This is a genomic window from Deltaproteobacteria bacterium, assembly GCA_029860075.1.
Lineage (GTDB): Bacteria > Desulfobacterota > JADFVX01 > JADFVX01 > JADFVX01 > JAOUBX01.
Genome location: JAOUBX010000023.1, coordinates 33,753 through 55,139, shown reverse-complemented (window position 1 = coordinate 55,139; position 21,387 = coordinate 33,753). Strand labels below are relative to the sequence as shown.

Here is a 21,387-nt window from a genome sequence, read left to right as displayed (position 1 = left end):
AAGCCCCTTCGGGCTCCGCCCTCAGGGACTTTCCTTAACGATGTAAAAACCGGACAGTTCATTTATCATAAAACCGGACAGTTCTATTTGTTGCTAACAGAATATTTTGATCAATATTGCGCTTTCTTTTGGCTGGTATGCGCCGGTTTAGCGCCCTGCAGTCGGGTGGTAAGCCCTTATAAGAATTATGCTGGAGGAGCGTTTTTTGACAAAAAAAAAGTGTTATATGTGTTTAATATTTCTTTGCCCGGCGGCTTTGAATATGGTAGGCTTTTCCCCTTTACGGTTTAATATCAGCGCGGGGTGGTTATAATGGCTTTTTCGAAATCTGCAGTTTTCATATTTTTCCTTATTTCCCTTTTTATTCCCTCTGAAGCAGCGGCTTTTAATATTCCATTAAAAAAAGAAACGCTGTTGTTTCGAAATTTTCCGACAGTTGTGACCGCGACAAAAACAAAAGAGAGGGCTGTCGATGTCCCCGCCACCCTAATTGTCATTACGAAAGAGCAAATCAGGGAGAGGGGTTACAGGAACCTTTTCGATATATTTAAGGACCTTCCCGATGTTGATATTCGCGAAAATACGAGTGAAGAAGCTTACAATGTGATCTCCCTAAGGGGAAATTTCAGCCAGGAAAAGTTCATTATTATGATGGATGGTTACCGGGTCAGTTCGCCCACTAATGAGCCCATCCCTATTGCCGACAATTTCCCCCTTTATAATGTAAAGCAGGTTGAAGTTGTTTTCGGGCCTGCATCGGCCCTTTATGGCGCCGATGCTTTTGCCGGTGTGGTAAATATTATCACGAAAGATGCCATGGAACTTGACGGCGCCCATATGACGGCCTCGGCCGGTTCTTTCGGATATGCGAATCATTACGTTAATTTGGGCGGCAGGCTCTATGAAAATGTCAAGCTTTCTGCCGGCGGGCACTGGCACGAATCGGACAATGCCGATCTTTCAGAGTATTATGATGAATATGACATGAACGTACCTCTTGTTACCTATGCTCATTATACGACCGCCGAGTCAAATGAGCGGGAGGACTTTTACGGCAAGACAAAGAGTTACAGCGCCTATGCAAAGCTTGTTCTCGCCGACAGCTTCACACTCGGCTACAGTGAATCCTATTTCAGGCATCCCTCGACGGCCGGTGTTATGCCCGGCTGGTCCTATTTCGGGTCCGACGCCCGGTGGGAAACGCTCATCAAGAATTATTATGGGGAATATCGATCGGACAGGCTGCAAAATACTGTCGGCAAGACGTCCATCAGCTACCTCACCTATGAAGTGCTTCCCGGTTCAAAATATAGAAACCGTTATGTCGATTTTCAGGATTCCTATAAATATGCCCATAGCAGAAAATTTATGCTTGAGCAGCAAGTGGACCATAAGATGGAAGACCACACTATTATTGGTGGCGCTTCCTTCGAGAGCTTTTATGCTCTCCCAAAGACCTACGACCTGTTAGGGCGTAAATACGATCCCGACAGGCCTCCTTCCGAACAGCAGTACTACTATGGCGGGACCAATAATACGCTGCCCGTAAAAATCTATGAGCTTAACTATGAGAATTACGGCGCTTATTTGCAGGCCCGGTCTTACTGGAGTGACAGCTTTTCCAGCACATTAGGCGTCAGGTATGATTACAATAGCCGCTATGGCGAGACGACCAATCCCCGGGGCGGCATTGTCATTAAACCGCAGAAGAAAACGGTTATAAAGCTCCTTTACGGTGAGGCCTATCTCGCGCCGTCTCCTTACAAAGCCTATGCTTACCACTTCGGGGTTTTTGATCATTACAGTTCGGGCTCAGGCGAGTATGTGAGTGAATTTATGAGTCTCCCCAACCCCGACCTTAAACCTGAAAAAACAAAGACGGCAGAGCTGGCGCTTCTTCACAAGTTTGACAAAGAGTTCTCTTTCGAAATTTTAACCTATTACACAGAGGTTGAAAATCTCATTTTCGGGGTTGAATATGATACTCCCTCTGACTATATAGAGGGCGGCCTTATTGAAAGCTGGAAAAGGAATGAAAATGTAGGAAAGGCCACCTATTACGGCGGGCATCTCGCAATCGATTATGATGCAAAAATTGGTGGCGCGGGAATTAAATACTGGGGTAACTATACTCATACGGACGGTATCATTGATGAGGGGGATGGGGTAGACAGGAAGCCACCCTATGTAACCAGAAACAAGATCAAGGGGGGACTGACACTTTCTTACGGAAAATATTTTATCAGTCCCATCGTTAAATGGATAGGTGAGACAACTTCCTCATGGATTGACAGGGATGAAACCAAAGAGCAGACGGTGCGGGCCTATACCCTGGTCAACCTCAACATGGGTGTCAGGGATTTGGCAAAAGATTTATCAGCCTCCCTCAATATTCAAAATCTTTTTGACGTCAGGTACTACACGCCCGGCGGCGGCAAGTCAAACTTCGTAAAAGCGCCACAGGAACCACGAAAAATTATTTTCAGCCTCAATTATAAATTATAACGCAAATTCCGCAGACGACTTCCCCCCTTTAGCAAAGGGGGGCGAGGGGGGATTTGAAAGTGCGGGAATGGAAAAATCCCCCTTTGCCAAAGGGGGAGATGAAGGAAGGATGTGAGATTTGGGTTATAGTGTTCTTACTTCCGCTTTTGCTTCTCTCTTTACCTGCTAATTCTTAAAAACGACTCCCCCTGGGCCCGTTATGGCTCCGGTAAAGCGGTATTATTCCTCCCTTTAGCAAAGGGGGGCGAGGGGGGATTTGAAAGTGCCTGAATGATAAAATCCCCCTTAATCCCCCTTTGACAAAGGGGGAGATGAAAGAACGATGCAAGCCTTGCCTTATAATATCCTTACTTCCTTTAACTGTTTTGTCACAAAACCTTAAGTGAAAGGCGGACCCGATAAAATCATTTACTTGGCCCAGGCCGGTGTGTTAAACTTTTTGCCTGTTTTTAAGTTTAAATGTTTGCTTCAGGTGTTTATGACCGGTTTTCCCTGCTTTAGAAGTTTCGCTTTTTTCTTCTTTTTTCTCTTCATTTCTTTCAATGCTGTTGCTTCAGGTGACTCGCTGCAAAGGGAGGCCCTCCTTTTTGTAGATATTCCCATGGTGGTTACTGCTGCCAGGACTAAACAGAAAGCTGCCGATGCGCCTGCCACCGTTACTGTCATTACTGAAAAAGAGATCAGGGAAAGAGGCTACCGGAACCTGCTCGATCTTCTTAAAGATCTTCCCGGTGTTGATTTCAGGGAGATAACGGGAGAAGAGACCTACAGTATGGTTACCATAAGAGGGAATTTCAGCCAGGAAAAGTTTATCATTATGATGGACGGCTACCGGGTCAGTTCGCCCACTAATGAACCGATTCCTATTTCCGACAATTTCCCCCTCTATAACGCCAGGCAGGTTGAGGTTGTTTATGGGCCCGCATCGGCTCTTTACGGCGCCGATGCATTTACGGGCGTTATCAATATTATTACAAAAGACGCCGGGGCCCTTGATGGCGCCCATATGACGGCCTCTGCCGGTTCTTTCGGTTATAAAAACCATTACGTCAATTATGGCGGAAGGCTTTTTGAAAATGTCAAACTCTCTGCAGGCGGGCACCGGCATGAGTCGGATAGTGCCGATCTGTCAAAATATTATGATGAATATAACATGAATGTCCCCCTTCTTACCTATGGCAATTATACAACTGCCCGGGCGGATGAAAGGGAGGATTATTACGGCAGGACAGGAAGTTACAGCATTTATGCCAGGCTTGTTGCCGGTGATGCCTTTACCCTCGGTTACAGCGAGTCCTATTTCAGGCATCCCTCGACGGCCGGCGTCATGCCCGGCTGGTCTTATTTCGGGCGCGACGCCAGGTGGGAAACGCTTATAAAGAATTATTACGGTGAATATAAGGCGGCTTTTTCAGAAAAAACAGCCGGTAAAACGTCAATCAGTTACCTTACCTATGAAGCGCTTCCTGAATCGAAATACAGGAATCGTTATGTCGACTTTGAAGACTCCTATAAATATGCCCATAGCAGAAAGTTCATGATCGAGCAGCAGATAGACCACAGGATGGAAGACCACACTATTATCGGTGGCGCTTCCTTCGAGAGCTTTTATGCTCTCCCAAAGACCTACGACCTGTTATGGCGAAAATATGATCCCAATCGGCCGGCGTCGGAGCAGCAGTATTATTATGGCGGAACGAATGATACGCTTCCCGTAAAAATATATGAACTCAATTATGAAAATTATGGCGCTTACCTGCAGGCCCAGTCCTACTGGAGTGGCGGCCTTTCCAGTACATTAGGCGTCAGGTATGACTATAACAGCCGTTACGGTGAAACGGTCAATCCCCGTGGTGGAGTGGTTTTTAAGCCGCAGGAGGAAACGGCCCTTAAGTTTCTTTACGGTGAAGCTTATCTCGCGCCGTCTCCTTATAAAGCCTATGCCTATCACTTTGGGGTTTTTGATCATTACAGTTCAGGTTCAGGTGAGTATGTGAGCAAATTCATGAGTCTCCCCAACCCTGACCTTAAACCTGAAAAAACAAAGGCGGCGGAACTGGCCCTTCTTCACAGGTTTGGCCCTGATCTTTTCGTCGAGATTTCCACTTATTACAGCGAGGTTGAAGATCTTGTCTCTTCAGTCGAATATGACAGGCCCTCTTATTATATCGAAGGGGGAGTGATAAATTCCTGGAAACGAAATGAAAATATAGGCAAGGCCGCTTTTTACGGCGGACATCTTTCTTTTAACTATAAATCCCGTGCCGGCGGCGCCCTCGTTAAATACTGGGCTAACTACTCCTATACGGACGGAACCATTGATGGCGGGGACGGAATAGACAGGACGCCTCCCTACATAACCAGAAACAAGGTCAAGGGGGGGGTGACACTTTCTTACGGAAAATATTTTATCAGTCCCATCGTTAAATGGATAGGTGAGACAACTTCCCTGTGGGTTGACAGGGATGAAAGCAGAGAGCAGACGGTGCGGGCCTATACCCTGGTCAACCTCAACATGGGTGTCAGGGATTTGACAAAAGATTTATCAGCCGCCCTCAATATTCAAAACCTTTTTGATGTCAGGTACTACACGCCCGGTGGCGGCAAGTCAAACTTCGTAAAAGCGCCACAGGAACCACGGAAAATTATTTTCAGCCTCAATTATAAATTATAATATCGCTTTTTCTCCTCTTCTTTTTATGCAAGCCTGCCATCCTGCATAAACTGCTTCGCTATATTTTCCCATTATGCTATGATGAGAGCTACTATGGGCATGGTATGCAGTATGCTTAGGCTTATATGTTGATATTTGCCAGGGGTGTTTAGTTTTTGACCCAATAGATAGAAGGGGGGCCTTTTATCTTCTTTTTTATATTATCGTTGATTTTTCCATAGGTATTATTAGCCAAAAAAGGGACCAAACCAACCAAAGGGTCCGGCCCTTTGATTTATGACAGTGGCGGTTGCGGTTGCGGCGCTTGAAATGAATCCGGTGCCTGCCCTTGACTTTAAAAATAATTATGCTTTTATCAGTATTGATCATTCAAAGAGGAGGGAAGGCTTCTATGGAAGCCATTATACCAGGTAGATGAACAAAGCCGGGAGGCCCACTTATGCTTTTGCGGGGCGGCTTTCGATTGATAGAGGCCGCTTACTTTTTCAGCTTTTGGAAACAATATTTTCAATGACAGCGATAAGGATGGCCCTTTGGGGGGGACAGGGGGGGAAGAAAAGTCTTTGCCGGATTAAGGCGCAGGTTTTGATGGAAAGTGCGGGAAAAATAAATAGATATGGCAAACGCTTTTTACCGGGAGCGCTTTTTCTTTTTCTCTCATTTGTGTTAATTACACCCTCCCATGCGTCAGAAAAGATTCGTATTGCCGTTGTTATGAGCGCCTCCATAAAGCCTTATAAGGAATCGCTGGCCGGTTTTTATGATGAACTCAATTCTCTTGGTATTAATTATGAAACGAGAGAGTTTCTCGTTGGCAACGGCGGCAGTAACGACTATATTAGCGACCGGATTTCAAAGTATGCTCCCCTCTTTATTCATACCGTGGGCAGTAAGGCAACGAAGTTCGTCAAAAAGAACATTGACGAGACGCCGGTTATTTTTTCCATGGTGTTAAACCCTGTTGCCAGTGGCTTTGTTGGCAGCATGAGGTCGCCTGGCGGGAATATATCGGGCGCATCTATGGATATTCCTTACAGGCAGCAGTTTAAAATCATAAGAGGCATGTTGCCCGGGGCCAAAACCATAGGAATCATCTACAGTGAGGCTGAAACGGGATTGGTTGTGGCCGATGCTGAAAAAATAGCGTCTCAGTTCGGGTTTAAGTTCTTAAGGGCGGAAGTAAAATCTCCGGCAGACCTTTACAGGGCGCTTAAAAAACTTGTCGGAAATATTGATTTTCTCTGGTCCGTAGCTGACGGCAATGTTTTTACGAGGGAGACGACAAGAGAGATTTTAATTGCTACTTTACGGGAGAGAATTCCTTTTATGGGCCTTTCACCGGCTTTTGTCAGGGCCGGGGCGCTGGCGGCCCTTGAATCTTCCCCTCATGATATGGGACGGGAAGCAGCCAAATTGATGAAACAGGTGATAGACGGCAAAGATCCGGCAGATATTCCCGTTGCCCCGGCAAATGATATAAAGCTCTATTTAAACAGCAATACAATAGAAGTGATCGGTATTAAAGTCCCGAAAGATGTTTATGACGCGGCAGTTATTATAAACCCCTAGTTTTATATGGCTTGTCAATGCTGAAAGGCCCGTTGAAAATAATTAATTTCAGAGATAGAGGGATAAGAGCCCAGCTTGTTCTCATTAACTCTGCCTTTGTTATTCTGCTGCTTGGATTGCTGACGGCTATTTTTCTCCGCTATGCCAAGAATGAACTGGTAGACAATATTAGAAAAGATAGTATTACCCTTTCCGCCCACCTGGCCAGGGACAGTGTGCTTCCCCTTCTGGCGAGAGACCGGAAGCGCATTGAATCATATCTCGAAGGGGTTCTCGGCGGTCCCGAAGTGGCTTATTGCGCTGTCTATTTTAGCGATGGAGAGCTTTTCTTAAAAAAGAACAGGGAAGGCTATGAAGCATACGGGAAATTGCTGCCTCAAATGGCCGGTGAAAGGGGCGGGCTGGTAAGAGAACTGACTCATGGTGACTTCCCCATTATGGAAGCCTCTGTTCCTGTCCTTCTTGAAAAAATGGATGAAGGTAGAGAGGAACTCGGTTTATCGGACAACCTCTTTTTCCCGGCAGGCGGAAAGGCGGACGTGATTGGCTATACCGTTGTCGGACTCTCAGCTGAAAATCTGATCGGGCGCTATCTTTTTGTTTCCTACCAATGGGTCTTTATTGCGCTTGCCCTGTCCATTCTCGGTATCGGGGCCATATCCTTTGTCATTAAACGTTTTGTCAGGCCTCTCGTTGATCTGTCAAAAGTAGCAAGCCATGTTGCAGGCGGTGAACTCAATGTACAGATAGATGTTAAATCCGGCGGGGAAGTGGGGGCGCTTGCCGGTGCATTTAAACATATGATTGACAGTATTAAGGAGAGTATCAATCAGATTAAAGAAAGAGCCCGTGAGATCGAAGACCTTGCCGAAGGGGCCATGGAGGGGATTTTCTTCCTTGATAAAGATTTCAGAATTATCAGGGAAAATCAGGAAATGGCGAGGATTCTCAAGTATGAAAGGGATGAGCTTATTGGTCAATCCATTACCATGATCGCAGCGGCAGACAGCGCTGACAAGTTAAGCGAAATACTCGATTCGGGACAATCGACAATGGTTGAGATCAACCTCGTTGCCAAAAACGGAATAATTATTCCCTTTGAGGTCAACTTTACACCTGTCACTTCCGGCAGCAGCCTGGGCGTTCTCTGCTTTGCCAGAGATATTACAGAGAAGAAAAAAATGATCGATTCCCTGACAAAAAGCAAGCGTGAGATTTCAGCCATATTTGACGGAATTACAGACTATATATGGGCCGTCGATCTGGATTGCACCGTTGTGAGGGCAAATAAAATGTTTGCCCGCAAGGTCGGCGGTAAAGTTGGGGAAATTGTCGGCAGGAACTGCAAAGATATCATTTTTATAGGCGAAGACTTTTGTTCGAAGGCATGCCCTATTAACGAATACAGGAAAAAGGGCGTCATTCATGATGCTGTCGAGTACAGGGATAAGCCTAGCGGAAGGATTTACCAGATGAGGACCTTTCCCCTTCTCAGTGAGTCTGAAAGTTTAAAGGGAGGAATTAACTACCTTAAGGATGTTACCGATACCAAAGCCATAGAAGAGCGTCTCATCCAGGCGGAAAGGCTGGCTGCCACAGGCAGACTGGCGGCCAATGTTGCTCATGAAGTGAATAATCCTCTTGGAATTATCAAAAATTACCTGACGCTTCTTCAAAGAGATATGTCTATCGGGGACAGTGAAATTATTGAAAATGTGGATGTGATCAATGATGAAATCAGCCGCATTGCCGAAATTATCAAGGGGCTTCTTGTCTTTTCAAGACCTGAGCCAAGAGGGGTGACCAGTTGTAATATTAACAAGACGATCAATGATATTGTGAGCCTTGTAAGGAAAAATCTGGAAAAGCATGGGATCGCCGTCGTCCTGGATTTTGACTATTCCATCCCGGATATAAAGGTTTCTTCAGGGCATTTGAAACAAATTATGATAAACTTGATAAATAACTCTCAGGATGCAATGCCTGACGGCGGGGATTTAAAAATAAAAACGTCAGCTAAAAACGGCAATATTATTGTCCAGGTCGATGATTCCGGTGTCGGCATAAAGCAGAGCGATATGAAGGAACTTTTTAATCCCTTCTATACAACAAAAGGCGTTAAGGGCACAGGTTTGGGGCTCTCCGTATCTTATGGAATAATTAAGGGCTATGGAGGGGATATCACTTTAAACCGGAAGAAAAAGGGCGGAGTGAAGGCGAGGGTATTTTTGCCATATGGAAAGAAAAAGGAGGATGCAAATGGTTGAGCAGGGCAGAGTTCTTATTGTTGATGATGAAGAGAGGTTAAGGAACAGTCTTAAAAAAATGCTCGTCATGGATGGCTTTACTGCCGAGACTGCGGAAAATGGTGAAGAAGGTTTGAATTCGCTCATCAAGTCTCCCTATGACATTGCCATTATCGATCTTGTTATGCCCAAGCGGGACGGAATGTGGCTTATCAACGAGATTAATGACCGGGGCATCGATGTGGGAATGATTATTGCCAGTGGCTACGGCACGGTAGATCTGGTAGTGAGGGCCATGAAACTGGGCGCCTGGGATTTTATCCAGAAGCCTGTCGAATATGATCTCATGAAGATGATCGTCCAGAGGTCAGTTGAAAGGGCCCGTCTCATGAGAGAAAAACGTGAGGCCCAAATTCAGATAAAACGTCAGAATGAAGAGTTGAAAAAGGCTAATGATAAGCTAAGGGAACTGGATAAGCTTAAAACCAACTTCCTTTCCAAGGCGGTTCATGAATTAAGAACGCCTTTAACCGTTATTACCTGTGGCCTGGAACTCATAAAGTCTGAACTCGAGGTAAAAGGGATAGATGATTCAGCCACCAACCTTGACAGCACCATTGATATGACAAAAAGTATGACTGAAATAGTAAACGATATGCTCGATTTAAATATGATTGAATCCGGCGATATTGACTTGCACATGGAAGAAGGGAGCTTGTCCCAGGTAATTCACGAGGCTGTCGGTGATACGGAACCCCTGCTGAAGAAACATGACATTAACCTGGAGACAGATATCAAAAATGGCGGGACCTGTATTAATTTTTCCAGAGGACGGATCAGGCAGGTCATGATCAACCTTATCGGCAATGCCGTAAAATTTACACCTGAAAAGGGGACGATAACCGTTTCCTTCAAAGAAGAAGGTGATTGCATGGTGGCCTCGGTGAAGGATACAGGCTGCGGAATCCCTTCAAAACATATTGAAAGTATTTTTGACGAGTTTTACCAGGTGAAGGGAAATCAAAAAAGAGGGGCCGGTCTCGGTCTTGCTATTTGCAAAAAGATAATAGGGGCCCATAAGGGAAAAATATGGGGAGAGAGTAAAGTGAACAAAGGGACGACCATCTCTTTTTCCATTCCCAAATAAGTTGTCCTCAAAGAGGAGATGTTTTCTATGTGATTGATAATGTGCGGACAAGATGAAGCTTTTCAGGTTACTTTCTTTTTCTTTTCTTTTTCCGCATAAATGGTTTCACGAGGATAAATCCCCCCACAAATCCTCCTATATGGGCAAACCATGCAACGCCTCCGCCCGGGATTCCTGAGTTAACAAGCTGGATAATAAACCAGAGGGAGAGGACGAAGGCGGCCGGGAGTCTGATAATTCTGATAAAAAATACGATAAAGACAAGCGTATGCACACCGGCCCGCGGATAGATGAGGAGGTAGGCGCCCAGTACGCCTGCAATGGCGCCGCTTGCCCCGACGAGGGGAACTGTTGAGTTTGGATCGATGGCAATATGGCAGGCAGTTGCCAGTATGCCACAGGTAAAATAGAATACCAGAAATCTAACGTGTCCCAGCGCATCTTCAATATTATTTCCGAAAATCCAGAGATAGAGCATGTTGCCTCCAAGGTGAAGAAGGTTGGCATGAGTAAATATGGATGTGAAAAAGGTTGCCGGCGGTGGAATGGCTGAAAGGGAATGTATTTTGGTGAAATGAATAATTTCATAGGGGATAAGGGCCATTTGCAGGATGAACTTATCTGTATCCCTGCCCAGTGAAATCTGGTAAATAAATATAAGTATATTCAGGGCAATAATGCTAATCGTAAAAAAAGGGAATGACCGGGTCGGATTGTCGTCTTTAACAGGAATCATAAAGCTATAATAAAGTGAAGGAACAAATGAGACAACCAAATAGTGGTTGCAGGCTACTTTTCCCGGGTTTTAAAAAAAGTTAATCAGATAAGCTGTTTTCGATTGATCTTGATGGTCGGGGATTTTATAAGCTTGACAAGGATATCTGTTAAATGTTAATAAAAATACTTTCCCAATGAAAAAAAATTAACATAAGCGGGTACCTATTGATTATTTCCCTTCGTCTATTACCGGCGCTTTTGGTGACAATCCTGCCTGTTGTGACCTTTGCTGAAGAGGCGGTCTACATTGGTGTTGAAGAGTGCCGAATTTGCCACCTGCCTCATTATAACTCATGGGATGGAACAAAAATGTCCAGGGCCTATGAGCTTTTAAAGCCCGGAGTCAGAAAAGAGGCCAAGACGAAGGCCGGTCTCGATCCTGAACATGACTACAGCAAAGAAGACTCTTGCCTCCCCTGTCATGTTACAGGCTACAAAAAGCCCGGTGGCTTTTCTTCCATAGAGGAAACACCTGGTTTTACCGGTGTCCAATGTGAAATGTGTCACGGCCCGGGCAGTATTTATGCCCGGATGATGCTTAAAAAGAGGGGAACCTATAAAAGGGCTGACTATATTGAAAAAGGCGGCCTTACCATGCCTTCAGCAGAAAATAATGTTTGCGTAAAAAAGTGCCACAACCCAAAGAGTCCCTTCGTCCATTCACTGGAGTTTAACTTCGAAGACAGAAAGTCCATCGGTACCCACAGGCATGACCTCAGGTATATCGATCTCCCCTTTGACCTTTAACCCGGCACCGGCCTGGTTGCATTTTATCAAAAAGCTGACAACAGAATAATGGTGTGCCCTTAAGCTATCGAAGCTGCCGCCTTTTTTATTCGTTTAGCCGCTTTTTCCTGCCCGAGCAATTCAATAATTTCAAAAATACCCGGACTTGACGTGACTCCTGTTAAGGCCACTCTCACGGGAGGGCCCACGTTTTTCATCTTCAGTCCTTTTTTATCAATAAAGGTTTTAAATAAGGATTCTATTTCTTCCAGACTGAAGGTTTCCATATCCTCTATTTCCCGGGCAACTTCATTTAATATGGCAGCGCTTTCTTTTGTCAGAAATTTCGCCGCCGCCTTTTCGTCCATTTCCACCTCATCAGCGTAATAGACACGGGCCATGTGGGCCAGTTCTGTTATTGTCCTGGCCCTGTCCTGAAGAAGGCCCATAACACGGGTCAATTCAGGTCCTCCGGCAAGATTTATCTTACTTGCCTCCAGGACAGGTCTTGTCATGTCCGCAAGATCATGGATTGACCTATCTCTTATATAGTGCGCATTGAGCCAGAGCAGTTTTTCAGCATTGAAGATACCGGCAGATTTACCTATCTGGCGGGTGTTAAAATAGCTGACAAGTTCATCGATGGAGAATATTTCCTGGTCACCATGGGACCATCCCAGCCTTGCCAGATAATTTACCAGGGCATGGGGAAGGTAACCCATTTCTTTGTAGGCCATGACCGAGGTCGCTCCGTGACGCTTGCTGAGCCGCTTTTTATCTTCGCCAAGGATTAGCGGAACATGTCCGAAGCGGGGTGGCTTATGGCCGAGCGCATTATAAAGCAGTATCTGCCTTGGTGTGTTATTAAGATGGTCATCTCCCCTGATGATATGGCTTATTCCCATGCTTGCGTCGTCAATGACAACGACAAAGTTATAGGTTGGGCTGCCGTCACTTCTGGCAATAATCAGGTCGTCAAGCTCGCTGTTCTCAAAGAAGACCTTTCCCTTGATCATATCATCGACGAGGGTTGTTCCTTCCCGGGGTGCCCTGAACCTGATGGTGAAGTTTTTTCCGGTGGGAGTTTCCTTAAGTTCCCGGCAGGTCCCGTCGTATTTGGGCTTTTTCCCCGCCTTCATGGCTGCGTCTCTTTTTGCCTTTAAGGTTTCCTGCGAGCAGTAGCAGCGATAGGCTTTACCTTCCTCAAGGAGCTTGTCAATGTACTCCCTGTATATCTCCCCGCGCTCAGACTGGTAATAAGGTCCCTCATCCCAGTCAAGTCCCAGCCATTGCATTCCATCCAGTATGGCCTCTACCGATTCCCGGGTAGAGCGTTCAAGGTCCGTATCCTCTATCCTCAAGACAAATTTTCCGCCATGGTGTCTGGCAAAGAGCCAGTTGAAAAGCGCCGTCCTGACGCCTCCTATGTGGAGATAGCCTGTCGGGCTGGGTGCGAACCTTGTTTTTACTTCTGACATTAATAGAAACCTCTTAAATTATTATTCAGTACCTGTTAACTTTTTGCCTGCGGCGATTTAGCCAAGGCTAGCAGAATAAGCATAAATGGTCAATGTTTAAGCTTGCGGGCCGGAAAAAAAGCTGCTTTTACTGCGCATTTTAAAGGCATGATTCCTCTTTTTCACTCCCTTTCGGCAGGCACAATTTGATTGACAGGGGGTGAACTATTTGTTAGTTTTTGAATAGAAGTTAACATACTCAGGAGGAATTCTACAATGCAGGTTTCCGTTACATTCAAACATTTGGAACCAACAGACGCCATCAGATCTTATGCGGAAGATAAGGTGGGCAAAATTAAAAAGTATCTCGATAACCCCGTCGATGCCAATGTTGTGCTCTCCGTTGAAAAATTCAGACATATTGCAGAGGTTAATCTTATCGTTAACGGCATTGCCGTGGCTGCCACCGATGCGACGGAAGACATGTATTCTTCTATTGACAATGTGATGGACAAGATTGAAAGACAACTCAGAAGGCATAAGGAGCGTATCAAGAGACACAAGCCCCGCAACAATCAAGCCAGCGCAGCTCTTGAGGAGACGGTTTATTCTTCGGAGAGCATGGAAGTGGAAGAAGCACCGGCCGTTATCAAAATGGAAAACTATTTTGCAAAGCCCATGTCTGTTGATGAGGCGATTATGCAGCTTGATCTCCTGCACAGGGACTTTTTTGTTTATACCAATGCTTCAACCAATAATATAAGTGTCGTTTATAGAAGGAAAGACGGAAACTACGGCCTTATAGAGCCCAAAAACACCTGAGGCTGCTTTGAGGGATGAAGATTCTTGATATCTTAAAGGAAGAACTGATCATTGCTGAGCTGAAGGCAAGCGCTAAAAAAGAAGCCATAGAAGAGATGTCAAGGATCGCCGTCAAACATGACGAGCGCTTGCAGTTCGATACCTTGATGGATGTACTTCTGGAGAGAGAGAAGCTCGGGAGTACAGGCATCGGTGACGGCGTAGCCATTCCCCATGGAAAAGTCGGCAATATCGATGAGGTTATTGCTGTTTTTGCAAGAAGTTCCGAAGGTGTCGACTTTGATTCCATGGATGGCAAGAAAACCCATCTTTTTTTTCTTCTTATAGCTCCTGAAAACTCAACAGGCGCACACCTTAAAGCACTGGCAAGAATTTCCAGGTTAATGAAAGAGCCCAATTTCAGAATGGGTTTGATGGAGGCAAAGTCAAGAGAGGAACTTTACAGGGCCTTTGCCGATGAGGATTCAAAATATTAACAGAGATATCCGGCTGAAGATCTGATGGTGACATCATGGTTCTTCAGAGCGGATTAATTCCCTTTTATGAGCGGTTTTACTGTAAAAGAGCTTCTTGAGGATAAGCGATATGACCTCAGGCTTGAGATTTTGGCAGGCTCGAAGGGTCTTGAAAATGAGATATCCTCCCCCAAGGTTCAAAAGCCGGGCCTGGCTCTTTCCGGTTTCACCGATCATCTTCATGGCGACAGAATTCAGGTGTTGGGTAATACAGAGATGTCTTACCTGGAGAGCCTTCCCAGGGGGGGGCGACAGGCCCCTGTGGAATGTCTCTTTGCCCTCAAGGTCTGCTGTTTTGTTATAACCTTTGGCCTCGAACCTCTGGAAGAACTTATTATGCTCGCTGAAAAGACAGGCACGCCGCTTCTTAGAACCTCTTTACCTACCGATAAATTTACGACCAATATACTAAACCTGCTGGAAGAGAGACTCACAGAAACGACCAGTATCCATGGCGTACTTGTCGATGTGCTGGGAATCGGTATGCTGATTCGCGGAAAAAGCGGTGTTGGCAAAAGTGAATGCGCTCTTGACCTTATTGCCAAAGGGCATCGGCTTGTTGCCGATGACATGGTCGTAGTAACTAAAAGACCGCCCAATATTATTATCGGCAGCAGCCCTGACCTGATTCGCTATCATATGGAAATAAGGGGCCTCGGTATAATTAACATCAAGGATATTTTTGGGAATACGGCCGTCAGGGTTGAAAAACAGATCGATATGGTTGTCCAGCTTGTGAAGTGGGAATCAAACCGCGAATATGAACGGCTGGGCTTTGATCAGGAGACATACGGTATTCTTGATGTAGAACTTCCCAATGTTACCCTTCCTGTTTCCTCGGGCAGAAACATGACAACCATTATTGAAGTGGCTGCCAGGAATCATATTTTAAGAATTATGGGGCGCAATCCGACTCTCGAATTCGAAAAGAGTCTTAAAGAAGAGATATTAAATAAATAGAGGTAAGGCGCTTGGCCAGAATTGTTGTCATAACGGGGCTCTCAGGGTCAGGGAAAAGTACGGCAATCAAGGCCCTGGAGGACCTCGGATTTTATTGTGTCGATAATTTGCCCGTTACTCTTATGCCAAAGTTTGCCGAACTTTGTGAAGAATCAGCCGAAGCCAACAAGATTGGTCTCGGTGTCGATATAAGAGGTGGAGAATTTTTAAAAGACTTTCCCGCTGTTCTGGCCCAGCTGAGAGAAGAGGGCCATGACCTGTCCGTCATATATCTCGAATCGGAAGATGACGTCCTGGTCAAGCGATTTAGTGAAACGAGGAGGCTTCATCCCCTGGCGCCGTCAGGACGGGTGCTTGAGGGGATAAAAAAAGAGAGGCCTTTGCTGGCGTCTTTAAAAAATGAAGCCAGCAAGATAGTTGACACCTCAACCTGTAACGTTCACCAGTTGAAAAGAATCATCGTTGATCATGTGACGGACCTTGCCTCTTCCGAGAATATGGTACTCAATCTTGCCTCTTTCGGATTCAAATACGGTATACTTTATGAGGCCGATATAATTATGGATGCCAGGTTTCTTCCCAACCCGAACTTTATAGAAAGCATGAAAGATTTAACGGGTGAAGAAAAAGTTGTTTCTGATTATGTGCTTACGTCGGAAAAGGGGAAGGCTTTTATGGTGCGCTTTGCCGCTCTTCTTGACTTCCTCATTCCGCAATATATGAAAGAAGGAAAGAAATATCTGACCATTGCCGTCGGTTGTACCGGCGGAAGGCATCGATCCGTTGCTATCATCGAACGCTTGGGTCTTGATTTCAGGGATGGCGATTATACCCTGAAGATTACTCACAGAGATAAAGACAGACATCACCTTTAAAGGGAGTTTTTATGATAGGTTTTGTAGTTGTCACCCATGGTAATCTTGCTGCCGAATTGATCAGTACGGCAGAGATGATTGTCGGCAAAATTGAAGGAATAAAGGGCGTTCCCATATTGCAATCCCTTTCCCAGGAGGATGCCAGGGAAGAAATATCCTCTGCCATTAAAAGTGTTGATAAAGGGAAAGGCGTTCTTATTCTTACTGACCTTTTCGGTGGAACACCGTCTAATTTAAGTATTTCTTTTCTCGAAGAAAAGAAAGTGGAGGTTGTAACAGGGGTCAGCCTCCCCATGCTGGTAAAATTATCAAACGTAAGAGGAAACTTAAACTTGGAAGATATGGCCAAGCTCATCAGGTCCTATGGCCGTGAAAATATCTCCATTGCAGGTGAACTGCTTAAGGGGAGGGCATAAAAAGCGAGACGGGGTGGATAGTATTTGAGGAAGTGAATGAAGGCTTTCCTCGCAAGGCAGGACAGGCAATTGATATCAAAAAAATTATCTGGAGAGTCAAAGGATAGATCGTGGCAATTGTATTAGCCCGCATCGATAGCCGGCTTATTCACGGGCAGGTCCTTGAGGGCTGGATACCTCATACGGGGACAAGTATGGTTATTGTCGCCGATGATAAGGTCGTTGCCAATCCCATTCAGAAGAAGGTTATGGAAATGGCCGTTCCTGAAGAAATAAAGCTGAAGATTGAGACCGTTGATGAAGCGGTAGCCGATCTTGAGAGCGGTCTCTTTGACAGTGAAAGGATAATGCTTATTTTTTCTTCGCCTCATGATGCCGGCAGCGCCTGCAAAAAAGGGTTGAAGTGTTCTTCGGTGAACCTTGGTAATGTTAATTATATGGCGGGCAGACGGCAGGTAACGGCCAGTATTGCCCTTGATGATGACGATGTGAGGGACATTCGGGAATTGATCGATGCCGGTGTAGCCATTGATGTGAGAAGCGTACCCGGAGAAAAGCCTAAAAAAATCGAAGAGCTTGTTAAACGCTATTTTGATATTTGCGGGAGAGATCATTGATTGTTGCGGAAATAGTGCTCATCTCACTGATTGGCGGTTTTATCTCTATCGACCGGACGGCCGCATTCCAGATAATGATATCACGACCGGTTGTAACGTCACCTCTTATCGGTATGATGCTCGGTGATGTCATGACAGGCATCCAGGCCGGCCTCATTATTGAACTTCTCTGGATCGGAGCGCTGCCCGTGGGAGCATCCGTTCCTCCTGATGAAACAATCGTTTCAATCCTCGTTCCTTCACTTGCTATATGGCAGAGCAGAATAATCGGCGGAGAGAGTTTCCAGACGCTCGCCTTTGCCCTGGTTTTAACAATCCCGCTGGCTATGCTGGCCCGGCGGCTGGATTCCAGAATAAGAGAGAAGAATATTGCTTCGGCCCATGCGGCAGACCGTTTTGTGCAGGAGGGAAGCATGGAAGGGGTGGGAAGAGAATGTTTGAGTGGCCTTAAGAGGTTCTATTTTGCCTATAGCCTGTTAATCTTTATTTCACTGATTACGGGTGCCGCCCTTTTTCCCTTTCTCTACTCACTTTTGCCGCCCTTTTTTCTAAAAGGCCTGGAGCGGCTTTTTTATCTTTTGCCCGTTATTGGGCTGGCTTCACTCATGGTATCGACAAGAGTAAAAAATTCGCTAAAGTTCTTTTTTCTCTCCTTTACCCTTGTTTTTTCTCTTTTTGAGGTTTTTTGAAGGATGAATAAAAAAATTCTCAAATCCGTCATGCTGCGTTCCTTTTTGATACAGGGAACCTGGAACTTTGAAAGAATGCAGAATCTCGGTTTCTGTTATGCCCTTTTGCCTGCCCTTACTCATCTTTATGGAAAGGATGAAAAAATCAGAGGGCCTGTTAAAAGGCATCTTGAATTTTTTAATACGCACCCCTATATGGCTGCTCCCGTTATAGGTGCTGCCGTAAAGATGGAAGAGGATGTGGCCCGGGGGAAAATGAATGGTGAAGATGTAAATACTTTTAAGGTGGGTGTCATGGGCTCTTACGGAGCCATTGGCGATTCTTTTTTCTGGAGTACCTTAAAACCCTTTGCTTCCCTCATTGCTGTTTTCTCCTCCCTTATGGATCAGGTTTTATCGCCTTTTATCTTTTTGATTCTATATAATATTTCGCACTTCAGATTGCGTATTGAAGGTTTTTATCTGGGTTATAATGAGGGTATCGGTGTTATAGATGGAATGAAGCGTTTTAACTTTCCCAATATGATGAAGAAAATCAAGGCCCTGACGGTAATATCGTCAGGCGTGCTTTTAGCCGTTTATGTAAGTATTAAACCGGAAACAGGTTTTGGTCAATATGGATTGATCGGCGCTCTTGTGGCAGTCGTCCTTTTTGGGCTATACTACAGGGCGCTCAAATGGGGAGTTACGCCCCAGATACTTATCTATGCTTCGCTTGCAGTTACTGCCGGCCTGTCTGCCTTTGTCTGACAGTGAAGTATGAAAAAAGGGTATTGGCCGGAAACCTTTTTGCCGAAAAACTGACGGGGTAAAAAGGTATTCATTTATAAACCTCAATTAAAGAATACAACTTATGGTAGAAAGTAAGGAATTAACGATTAAAAATAAACTTGGCCTCCATGCCAGGGCGGCAGCCATGCTGGTGAAGACGACCAACAGTTTTCAATCGGAAGTTTATATTGAAAAAGATGGTCAGAAGGTTAACGGAAAAAGTATTATGGGTGTCATGATGCTTGCCGCAGCCAAGGGAAGCACGATTAAGGTGGAAGTGTCGGGTCCTGACGCCGCCGCCCTTCTTGCCCGGATCGAAGATCTTGTCGATGATTTATTTGGAGAAGGTGAATGACGAATAAGCCTGAAAACCTGATTTTTAATGGTATCGGTATCTCTCCGGGGATTGTTATCGGGAAGGTGCGTCTCATCGACCGTAAAAAGGTTGAGGTGACGGAGAGAAAGATCAGGGAGAAAAATGTTGAGTATGAAGTCGGCAGGTTTGAAGATGCGGTAAAGAAGGCGAAAAAACAGCTTATAAAGGTAAAAAAGAAGGTCTTCGGCGAGGAAAAAAAGGACCACCTTTTTATTATCGATGTACATCTTATGATGCTCGAAGACAGGATGCTGCTGGAAGATACAATCAGGAATATCAGGCATGAGCGCATCAATGCCGAATGGGCCCTGACTATGGTTATCGATGAGCTGAAGAAAATGTTTCAAAATATTGACGACTATTATCTGCGTGAACGAAGTGGTGATATCAGTTATGTCGGGGAGATGATACTGAGAAATCTTTCAGGAGAAGAGCATGAAAAGATTTCCAAAATTGAAGAAAAGGTGGTTATCGTCGCCCACGACCTGTCACCTGCCGATACGGCACAGATGAATAAGGAGAATATTGTCGCCTTTGCCACCGATATCGGGGGTAAAACATCACATACGGCGATTATTGCAAGGGCTCTTGAAATACCGGCAGTGGGAGGTCTTGAAGAGATTACGGGAAGGGTCAAAACGGGAGATCACATTATTGTTGACGGGCTTTCAGGCAAGGTCATCATCAATCCCGGAAAAAAGCTGTTCAGGGAATACCTTAATAAACAGCAGCGATACCATTACATCGAAAAGGAGATTCTCAAGTATGCCGACCTCCCTGCCGTCACTCCCGACGGCAAGCGGCTTCATATTGCCGGAAACATTGAGATCGTGGAGGAGATCCCTTCTCTTTTGAGTCATGGCGCTGAAGGGATCGGCCTTTACAGGACGGAATTTCTCTACATGAACAGAGGGACTCTGCCCCTGGAAGAGGAGCATTTTGATACCTATTGTGACGTTATTGAAAAGGTGTCTCCCAATCCGGTAACGATCAGGACGCTTGACCTGGGGATGGACAAGATTGTTCCCTTTTTTGAAAGCCCTGTAGAGCTGAACCCGGCCCTGGGATTAAGATCTATCAGGTTTTCATTGCAGGAAAGGGAGGTCTTTAAGGTCCAGCTGAGAGCCATACTCCGGGCAAGCGCTTTCGGCAGTGTAAAAATCATGTTTCCCATGATTTCCGGTGTGGAAGAGGTGAGGGAAGCAAAATCCATTCTCAATGAAGCGAAAGAAGAGCTGGTAAAAGAGGGAATCGCTTTTGATAAAGCTGTCGAGACAGGCATTATGATAGAAGTCCCGTCGGCAACGCTTATTGCCGATATTCTGGCAAAAGAAGTCGACTTTTTCAGTATAGGAACAAATGATCTTATCCAGTATTCACTCGCCATCGACCGAGTGAATGAGCATGTGGCTTATCTCTATGAGCCGCTTCATCCGGCAGTTTTAAGAATGGTAAAGAGCGTTGTTCATGCAGGGCATAATGCAGGCATTAATGTAAGCATGTGTGGAGAAATGGCAGGGGACCCTGTTTATTCCATTGTGCTGCTCGGCCTGGGTCTTGATACGCTCAGCATGAGCGCTTTTTCAATTCCGAGAGTTAAAAAGGTGCTTAGAAGTGTTTCCTCTGAAGAGGCGCGGTTTATCGCCGATAAAGCAATGTCCCTGTCAACGGCAAAAGAGATCCGGGATTATATTCATGGTGAGATTAAGGTGCGTTTCCAGGACGATCTCTGGGAAGAATTCAATATGGAAATGTCAAATTGACCTACCTTAAGCGCATGAGGGGAGCTTCACTTTACAAAACATTTTTTTGCCGTGCTTATAATCCATCCCTTGAAGGAGAAATTCTATGATCGGTATCCTGGTAATGATGAATAACTATTTTCACGACCTCGCTGCGGGAATTGTTTTTGTCTGTGGTGTGACCATGCTTGTTATGGTAAATAAGGCAATCGAGTCGGGCAACGTGGCGGCCAAAGAGGTCGTCCTTTCTGTTTATCCCAAACTGGTTCATATTATTGGCGGATCGATCATTTTTATGCTTTTTGCCGGTGTCATAAGGACCTTTACCTATAAGGAGTTTGAATGGGCAAATGCCGTTGGTGTAAGCCAGGTTCCTGCTATTATTGTAAAGCATATTATGCTGGGAGGTCTCTTTTTTTATGGCATTGCTCTCTGGATCAAGTCCCATAAGAAAATTAAGGCCATGAGAAAGGAACTCCGTTCTTTCGGCTAGCTTTTTTTCG

Annotated in this window: 19 protein-coding genes; 17 read left to right on the top strand and 2 right to left on the bottom strand. The window is 45.3% G+C overall.

Going from position 1 to position 21,387, the window contains the following annotated elements; translation table 11 throughout:
- The first annotated feature begins 438 nt into the window (after nucleotides 1-438).
- From OEV42_09005 to OEV42_08985, 5 genes are all read left to right on the top strand, one after another.
- The gene (locus OEV42_09005) at nucleotides 439-2,505 is read left to right on the top strand and encodes a TonB-dependent receptor (protein ID MDH3974401.1); all 2,067 of its coding nucleotides are present in this window, start codon (nucleotides 439-441) and stop codon (nucleotides 2,503-2,505) included.
- Between the two features lie 478 nt (nucleotides 2,506-2,983).
- The gene (locus OEV42_09000; GenBank protein ID MDH3974400.1) at nucleotides 2,984-5,179 is read left to right on the top strand and encodes a TonB-dependent receptor; all 2,196 of its coding nucleotides are present in this window, start codon (nucleotides 2,984-2,986) and stop codon (nucleotides 5,177-5,179) included.
- 414 nt (nucleotides 5,180-5,593) lie between these two features.
- The gene (locus OEV42_08995) at nucleotides 5,594-6,748 is read left to right on the top strand and encodes an ABC transporter substrate-binding protein (protein ID MDH3974399.1); all 1,155 of its coding nucleotides are present in this window, start codon (nucleotides 5,594-5,596) and stop codon (nucleotides 6,746-6,748) included.
- 32 nt (nucleotides 6,749-6,780) lie between these two features.
- The gene (locus tag OEV42_08990) at nucleotides 6,781-9,015 is read left to right on the top strand and encodes a PAS domain-containing protein (GenBank protein MDH3974398.1); all 2,235 of its coding nucleotides are present in this window, start codon (nucleotides 6,781-6,783) and stop codon (nucleotides 9,013-9,015) included.
- The gene (locus tag OEV42_08985) at nucleotides 9,008-10,141 is read left to right on the top strand and encodes an ATP-binding protein (GenBank protein MDH3974397.1); all 1,134 of its coding nucleotides are present in this window, start codon (nucleotides 9,008-9,010) and stop codon (nucleotides 10,139-10,141) included. Before OEV42_08990 ends, OEV42_08985 begins: the two co-directional genes overlap by 8 nt.
- Nucleotides 10,142-10,208: 67 nt before the next feature.
- Here the strand turns inward: OEV42_08985 and OEV42_08980 are convergent, their stop codons facing one another.
- Nucleotides 10,209-10,877 (bottom strand): rhomboid family intramembrane serine protease, encoded by a 669-nt coding sequence (locus OEV42_08980; GenBank protein MDH3974396.1) that lies wholly within the window; start codon nucleotides 10,875-10,877, stop codon nucleotides 10,209-10,211.
- Between the two features lie 206 nt (nucleotides 10,878-11,083).
- Between OEV42_08980 and OEV42_08975 the strand changes: the two genes are divergently transcribed.
- On the top strand, nucleotides 11,084-11,665 hold the full coding sequence (locus OEV42_08975) for a cytochrome c family protein (GenBank protein ID MDH3974395.1): 582 nt from the start codon (nucleotides 11,084-11,086) through the stop codon (nucleotides 11,663-11,665).
- 59 nt (nucleotides 11,666-11,724) lie between these two features.
- Here the strand turns inward: OEV42_08975 and gltX are convergent, their stop codons facing one another.
- Complete coding sequence (gene gltX, locus OEV42_08970; protein MDH3974394.1) at nucleotides 11,725-13,122, bottom strand: glutamate--tRNA ligase; 1,398 nt, start codon at nucleotides 13,120-13,122, stop codon at nucleotides 11,725-11,727.
- A 255-nt stretch (nucleotides 13,123-13,377) separates the two neighbouring features.
- Here gltX and raiA point away from each other — a divergent pair, with 255 nt between their 5' ends.
- The 11 genes from raiA (at nucleotide 13,378) to OEV42_08915 (ending at nucleotide 21,377) form a co-directional block, all read left to right on the top strand.
- The gene (gene raiA / locus OEV42_08965) at nucleotides 13,378-13,923 is read left to right on the top strand and encodes a ribosome-associated translation inhibitor RaiA (GenBank protein MDH3974393.1); all 546 of its coding nucleotides are present in this window, start codon (nucleotides 13,378-13,380) and stop codon (nucleotides 13,921-13,923) included.
- A 14-nt stretch (nucleotides 13,924-13,937) separates the two neighbouring features.
- Nucleotides 13,938-14,399, top strand: coding sequence for a PTS sugar transporter subunit IIA (locus OEV42_08960; protein ID MDH3974392.1), 462 nt, complete (start codon nucleotides 13,938-13,940; stop codon nucleotides 14,397-14,399).
- Nucleotides 14,400-14,465: 66 nt separating this feature from the next.
- On the top strand, nucleotides 14,466-15,398 hold the full coding sequence (gene hprK / locus OEV42_08955) for an HPr(Ser) kinase/phosphatase (GenBank protein ID MDH3974391.1): 933 nt from the start codon (nucleotides 14,466-14,468) through the stop codon (nucleotides 15,396-15,398).
- Between the two features lie 11 nt (nucleotides 15,399-15,409).
- Nucleotides 15,410-16,273, top strand: coding sequence for an RNase adapter RapZ (rapZ, locus tag OEV42_08950; GenBank protein MDH3974390.1), 864 nt, complete (start codon nucleotides 15,410-15,412; stop codon nucleotides 16,271-16,273).
- Nucleotides 16,274-16,284: 11 nt separating this feature from the next.
- Complete coding sequence (locus OEV42_08945) at nucleotides 16,285-16,689, top strand: PTS sugar transporter subunit IIA (protein MDH3974389.1); 405 nt, start codon at nucleotides 16,285-16,287, stop codon at nucleotides 16,687-16,689.
- Nucleotides 16,690-16,799: 110 nt separating this feature from the next.
- Nucleotides 16,800-17,306, top strand: coding sequence for a PTS sugar transporter subunit IIB (locus OEV42_08940; GenBank protein ID MDH3974388.1), 507 nt, complete (start codon nucleotides 16,800-16,802; stop codon nucleotides 17,304-17,306).
- On the top strand, nucleotides 17,303-17,995 hold the full coding sequence (locus OEV42_08935; GenBank protein ID MDH3974387.1) for a PTS sugar transporter subunit IIC: 693 nt from the start codon (nucleotides 17,303-17,305) through the stop codon (nucleotides 17,993-17,995). The genes OEV42_08940 and OEV42_08935 overlap by 4 nt, the downstream gene beginning before the upstream one ends.
- A 3-nt stretch (nucleotides 17,996-17,998) precedes the next feature.
- Nucleotides 17,999-18,745, top strand: a complete 747-nt coding sequence (locus tag OEV42_08930; protein ID MDH3974386.1) for a PTS system mannose/fructose/sorbose family transporter subunit IID — start codon at nucleotides 17,999-18,001, stop codon at nucleotides 18,743-18,745.
- Nucleotides 18,746-18,848: 103 nt separating this feature from the next.
- A complete protein-coding gene (locus tag OEV42_08925) occupies nucleotides 18,849-19,121 on the top strand; it encodes an HPr family phosphocarrier protein (protein ID MDH3974385.1) in 273 nt (90 codons plus the stop codon).
- Nucleotides 19,118-20,905: a phosphoenolpyruvate--protein phosphotransferase gene (gene ptsP / locus OEV42_08920; GenBank protein ID MDH3974384.1), complete on the top strand. Its 1,788-nt coding sequence runs from the start codon at nucleotides 19,118-19,120 to the stop codon at nucleotides 20,903-20,905. The genes OEV42_08925 and ptsP overlap by 4 nt, the downstream gene beginning before the upstream one ends.
- A gap of 85 nt (nucleotides 20,906-20,990) precedes the next feature.
- Nucleotides 20,991-21,377 (top strand): hypothetical protein, encoded by a 387-nt coding sequence (locus OEV42_08915; protein MDH3974383.1) that lies wholly within the window; start codon nucleotides 20,991-20,993, stop codon nucleotides 21,375-21,377.
- The last annotated feature ends 10 nt before the right edge of the window (nucleotides 21,378-21,387 follow it).

Bases quoted from the DNA above. Each gene is read 5' to 3' on its own strand.
- OEV42_09000 (MDH3974400.1), top strand. From the start codon at position 2,984: ATGACCGGTTTTCCCTGCTTTAGAAGTTTCGCTTTTTTCTTCTTTTTT.
- OEV42_08995 (MDH3974399.1), top strand. From the start codon at position 5,594: ATGAACAAAGCCGGGAGGCCCACTTATGCTTTTGCGGGGCGGCTTTCG.
- OEV42_08985 (MDH3974397.1), top strand. From the start codon at position 9,008: ATGGTTGAGCAGGGCAGAGTTCTTATTGTTGATGATGAAGAGAGGTTA.
- OEV42_08980 (MDH3974396.1), bottom strand. From the start codon at position 10,877: ATGATTCCTGTTAAAGACGACAATCCGACCCGGTCATTCCCTTTTTTT.
- gltX (MDH3974394.1), bottom strand. From the start codon at position 13,122: ATGTCAGAAGTAAAAACAAGGTTCGCACCCAGCCCGACAGGCTATCTC.
- raiA (MDH3974393.1), top strand. From the start codon at position 13,378: ATGCAGGTTTCCGTTACATTCAAACATTTGGAACCAACAGACGCCATC.
- OEV42_08960 (MDH3974392.1), top strand. From the start codon at position 13,938: ATGAAGATTCTTGATATCTTAAAGGAAGAACTGATCATTGCTGAGCTG.
- hprK (MDH3974391.1), top strand. From the start codon at position 14,466: ATGAGCGGTTTTACTGTAAAAGAGCTTCTTGAGGATAAGCGATATGAC.
- OEV42_08945 (MDH3974389.1), top strand. From the start codon at position 16,285: ATGATAGGTTTTGTAGTTGTCACCCATGGTAATCTTGCTGCCGAATTG.
- OEV42_08930 (MDH3974386.1), top strand. From the start codon at position 17,999: ATGAATAAAAAAATTCTCAAATCCGTCATGCTGCGTTCCTTTTTGATA.
- OEV42_08925 (MDH3974385.1), top strand. From the start codon at position 18,849: ATGGTAGAAAGTAAGGAATTAACGATTAAAAATAAACTTGGCCTCCAT.
- ptsP (MDH3974384.1), top strand. From the start codon at position 19,118: ATGACGAATAAGCCTGAAAACCTGATTTTTAATGGTATCGGTATCTCT.
- OEV42_08915 (MDH3974383.1), top strand. From the start codon at position 20,991: ATGATCGGTATCCTGGTAATGATGAATAACTATTTTCACGACCTCGCT.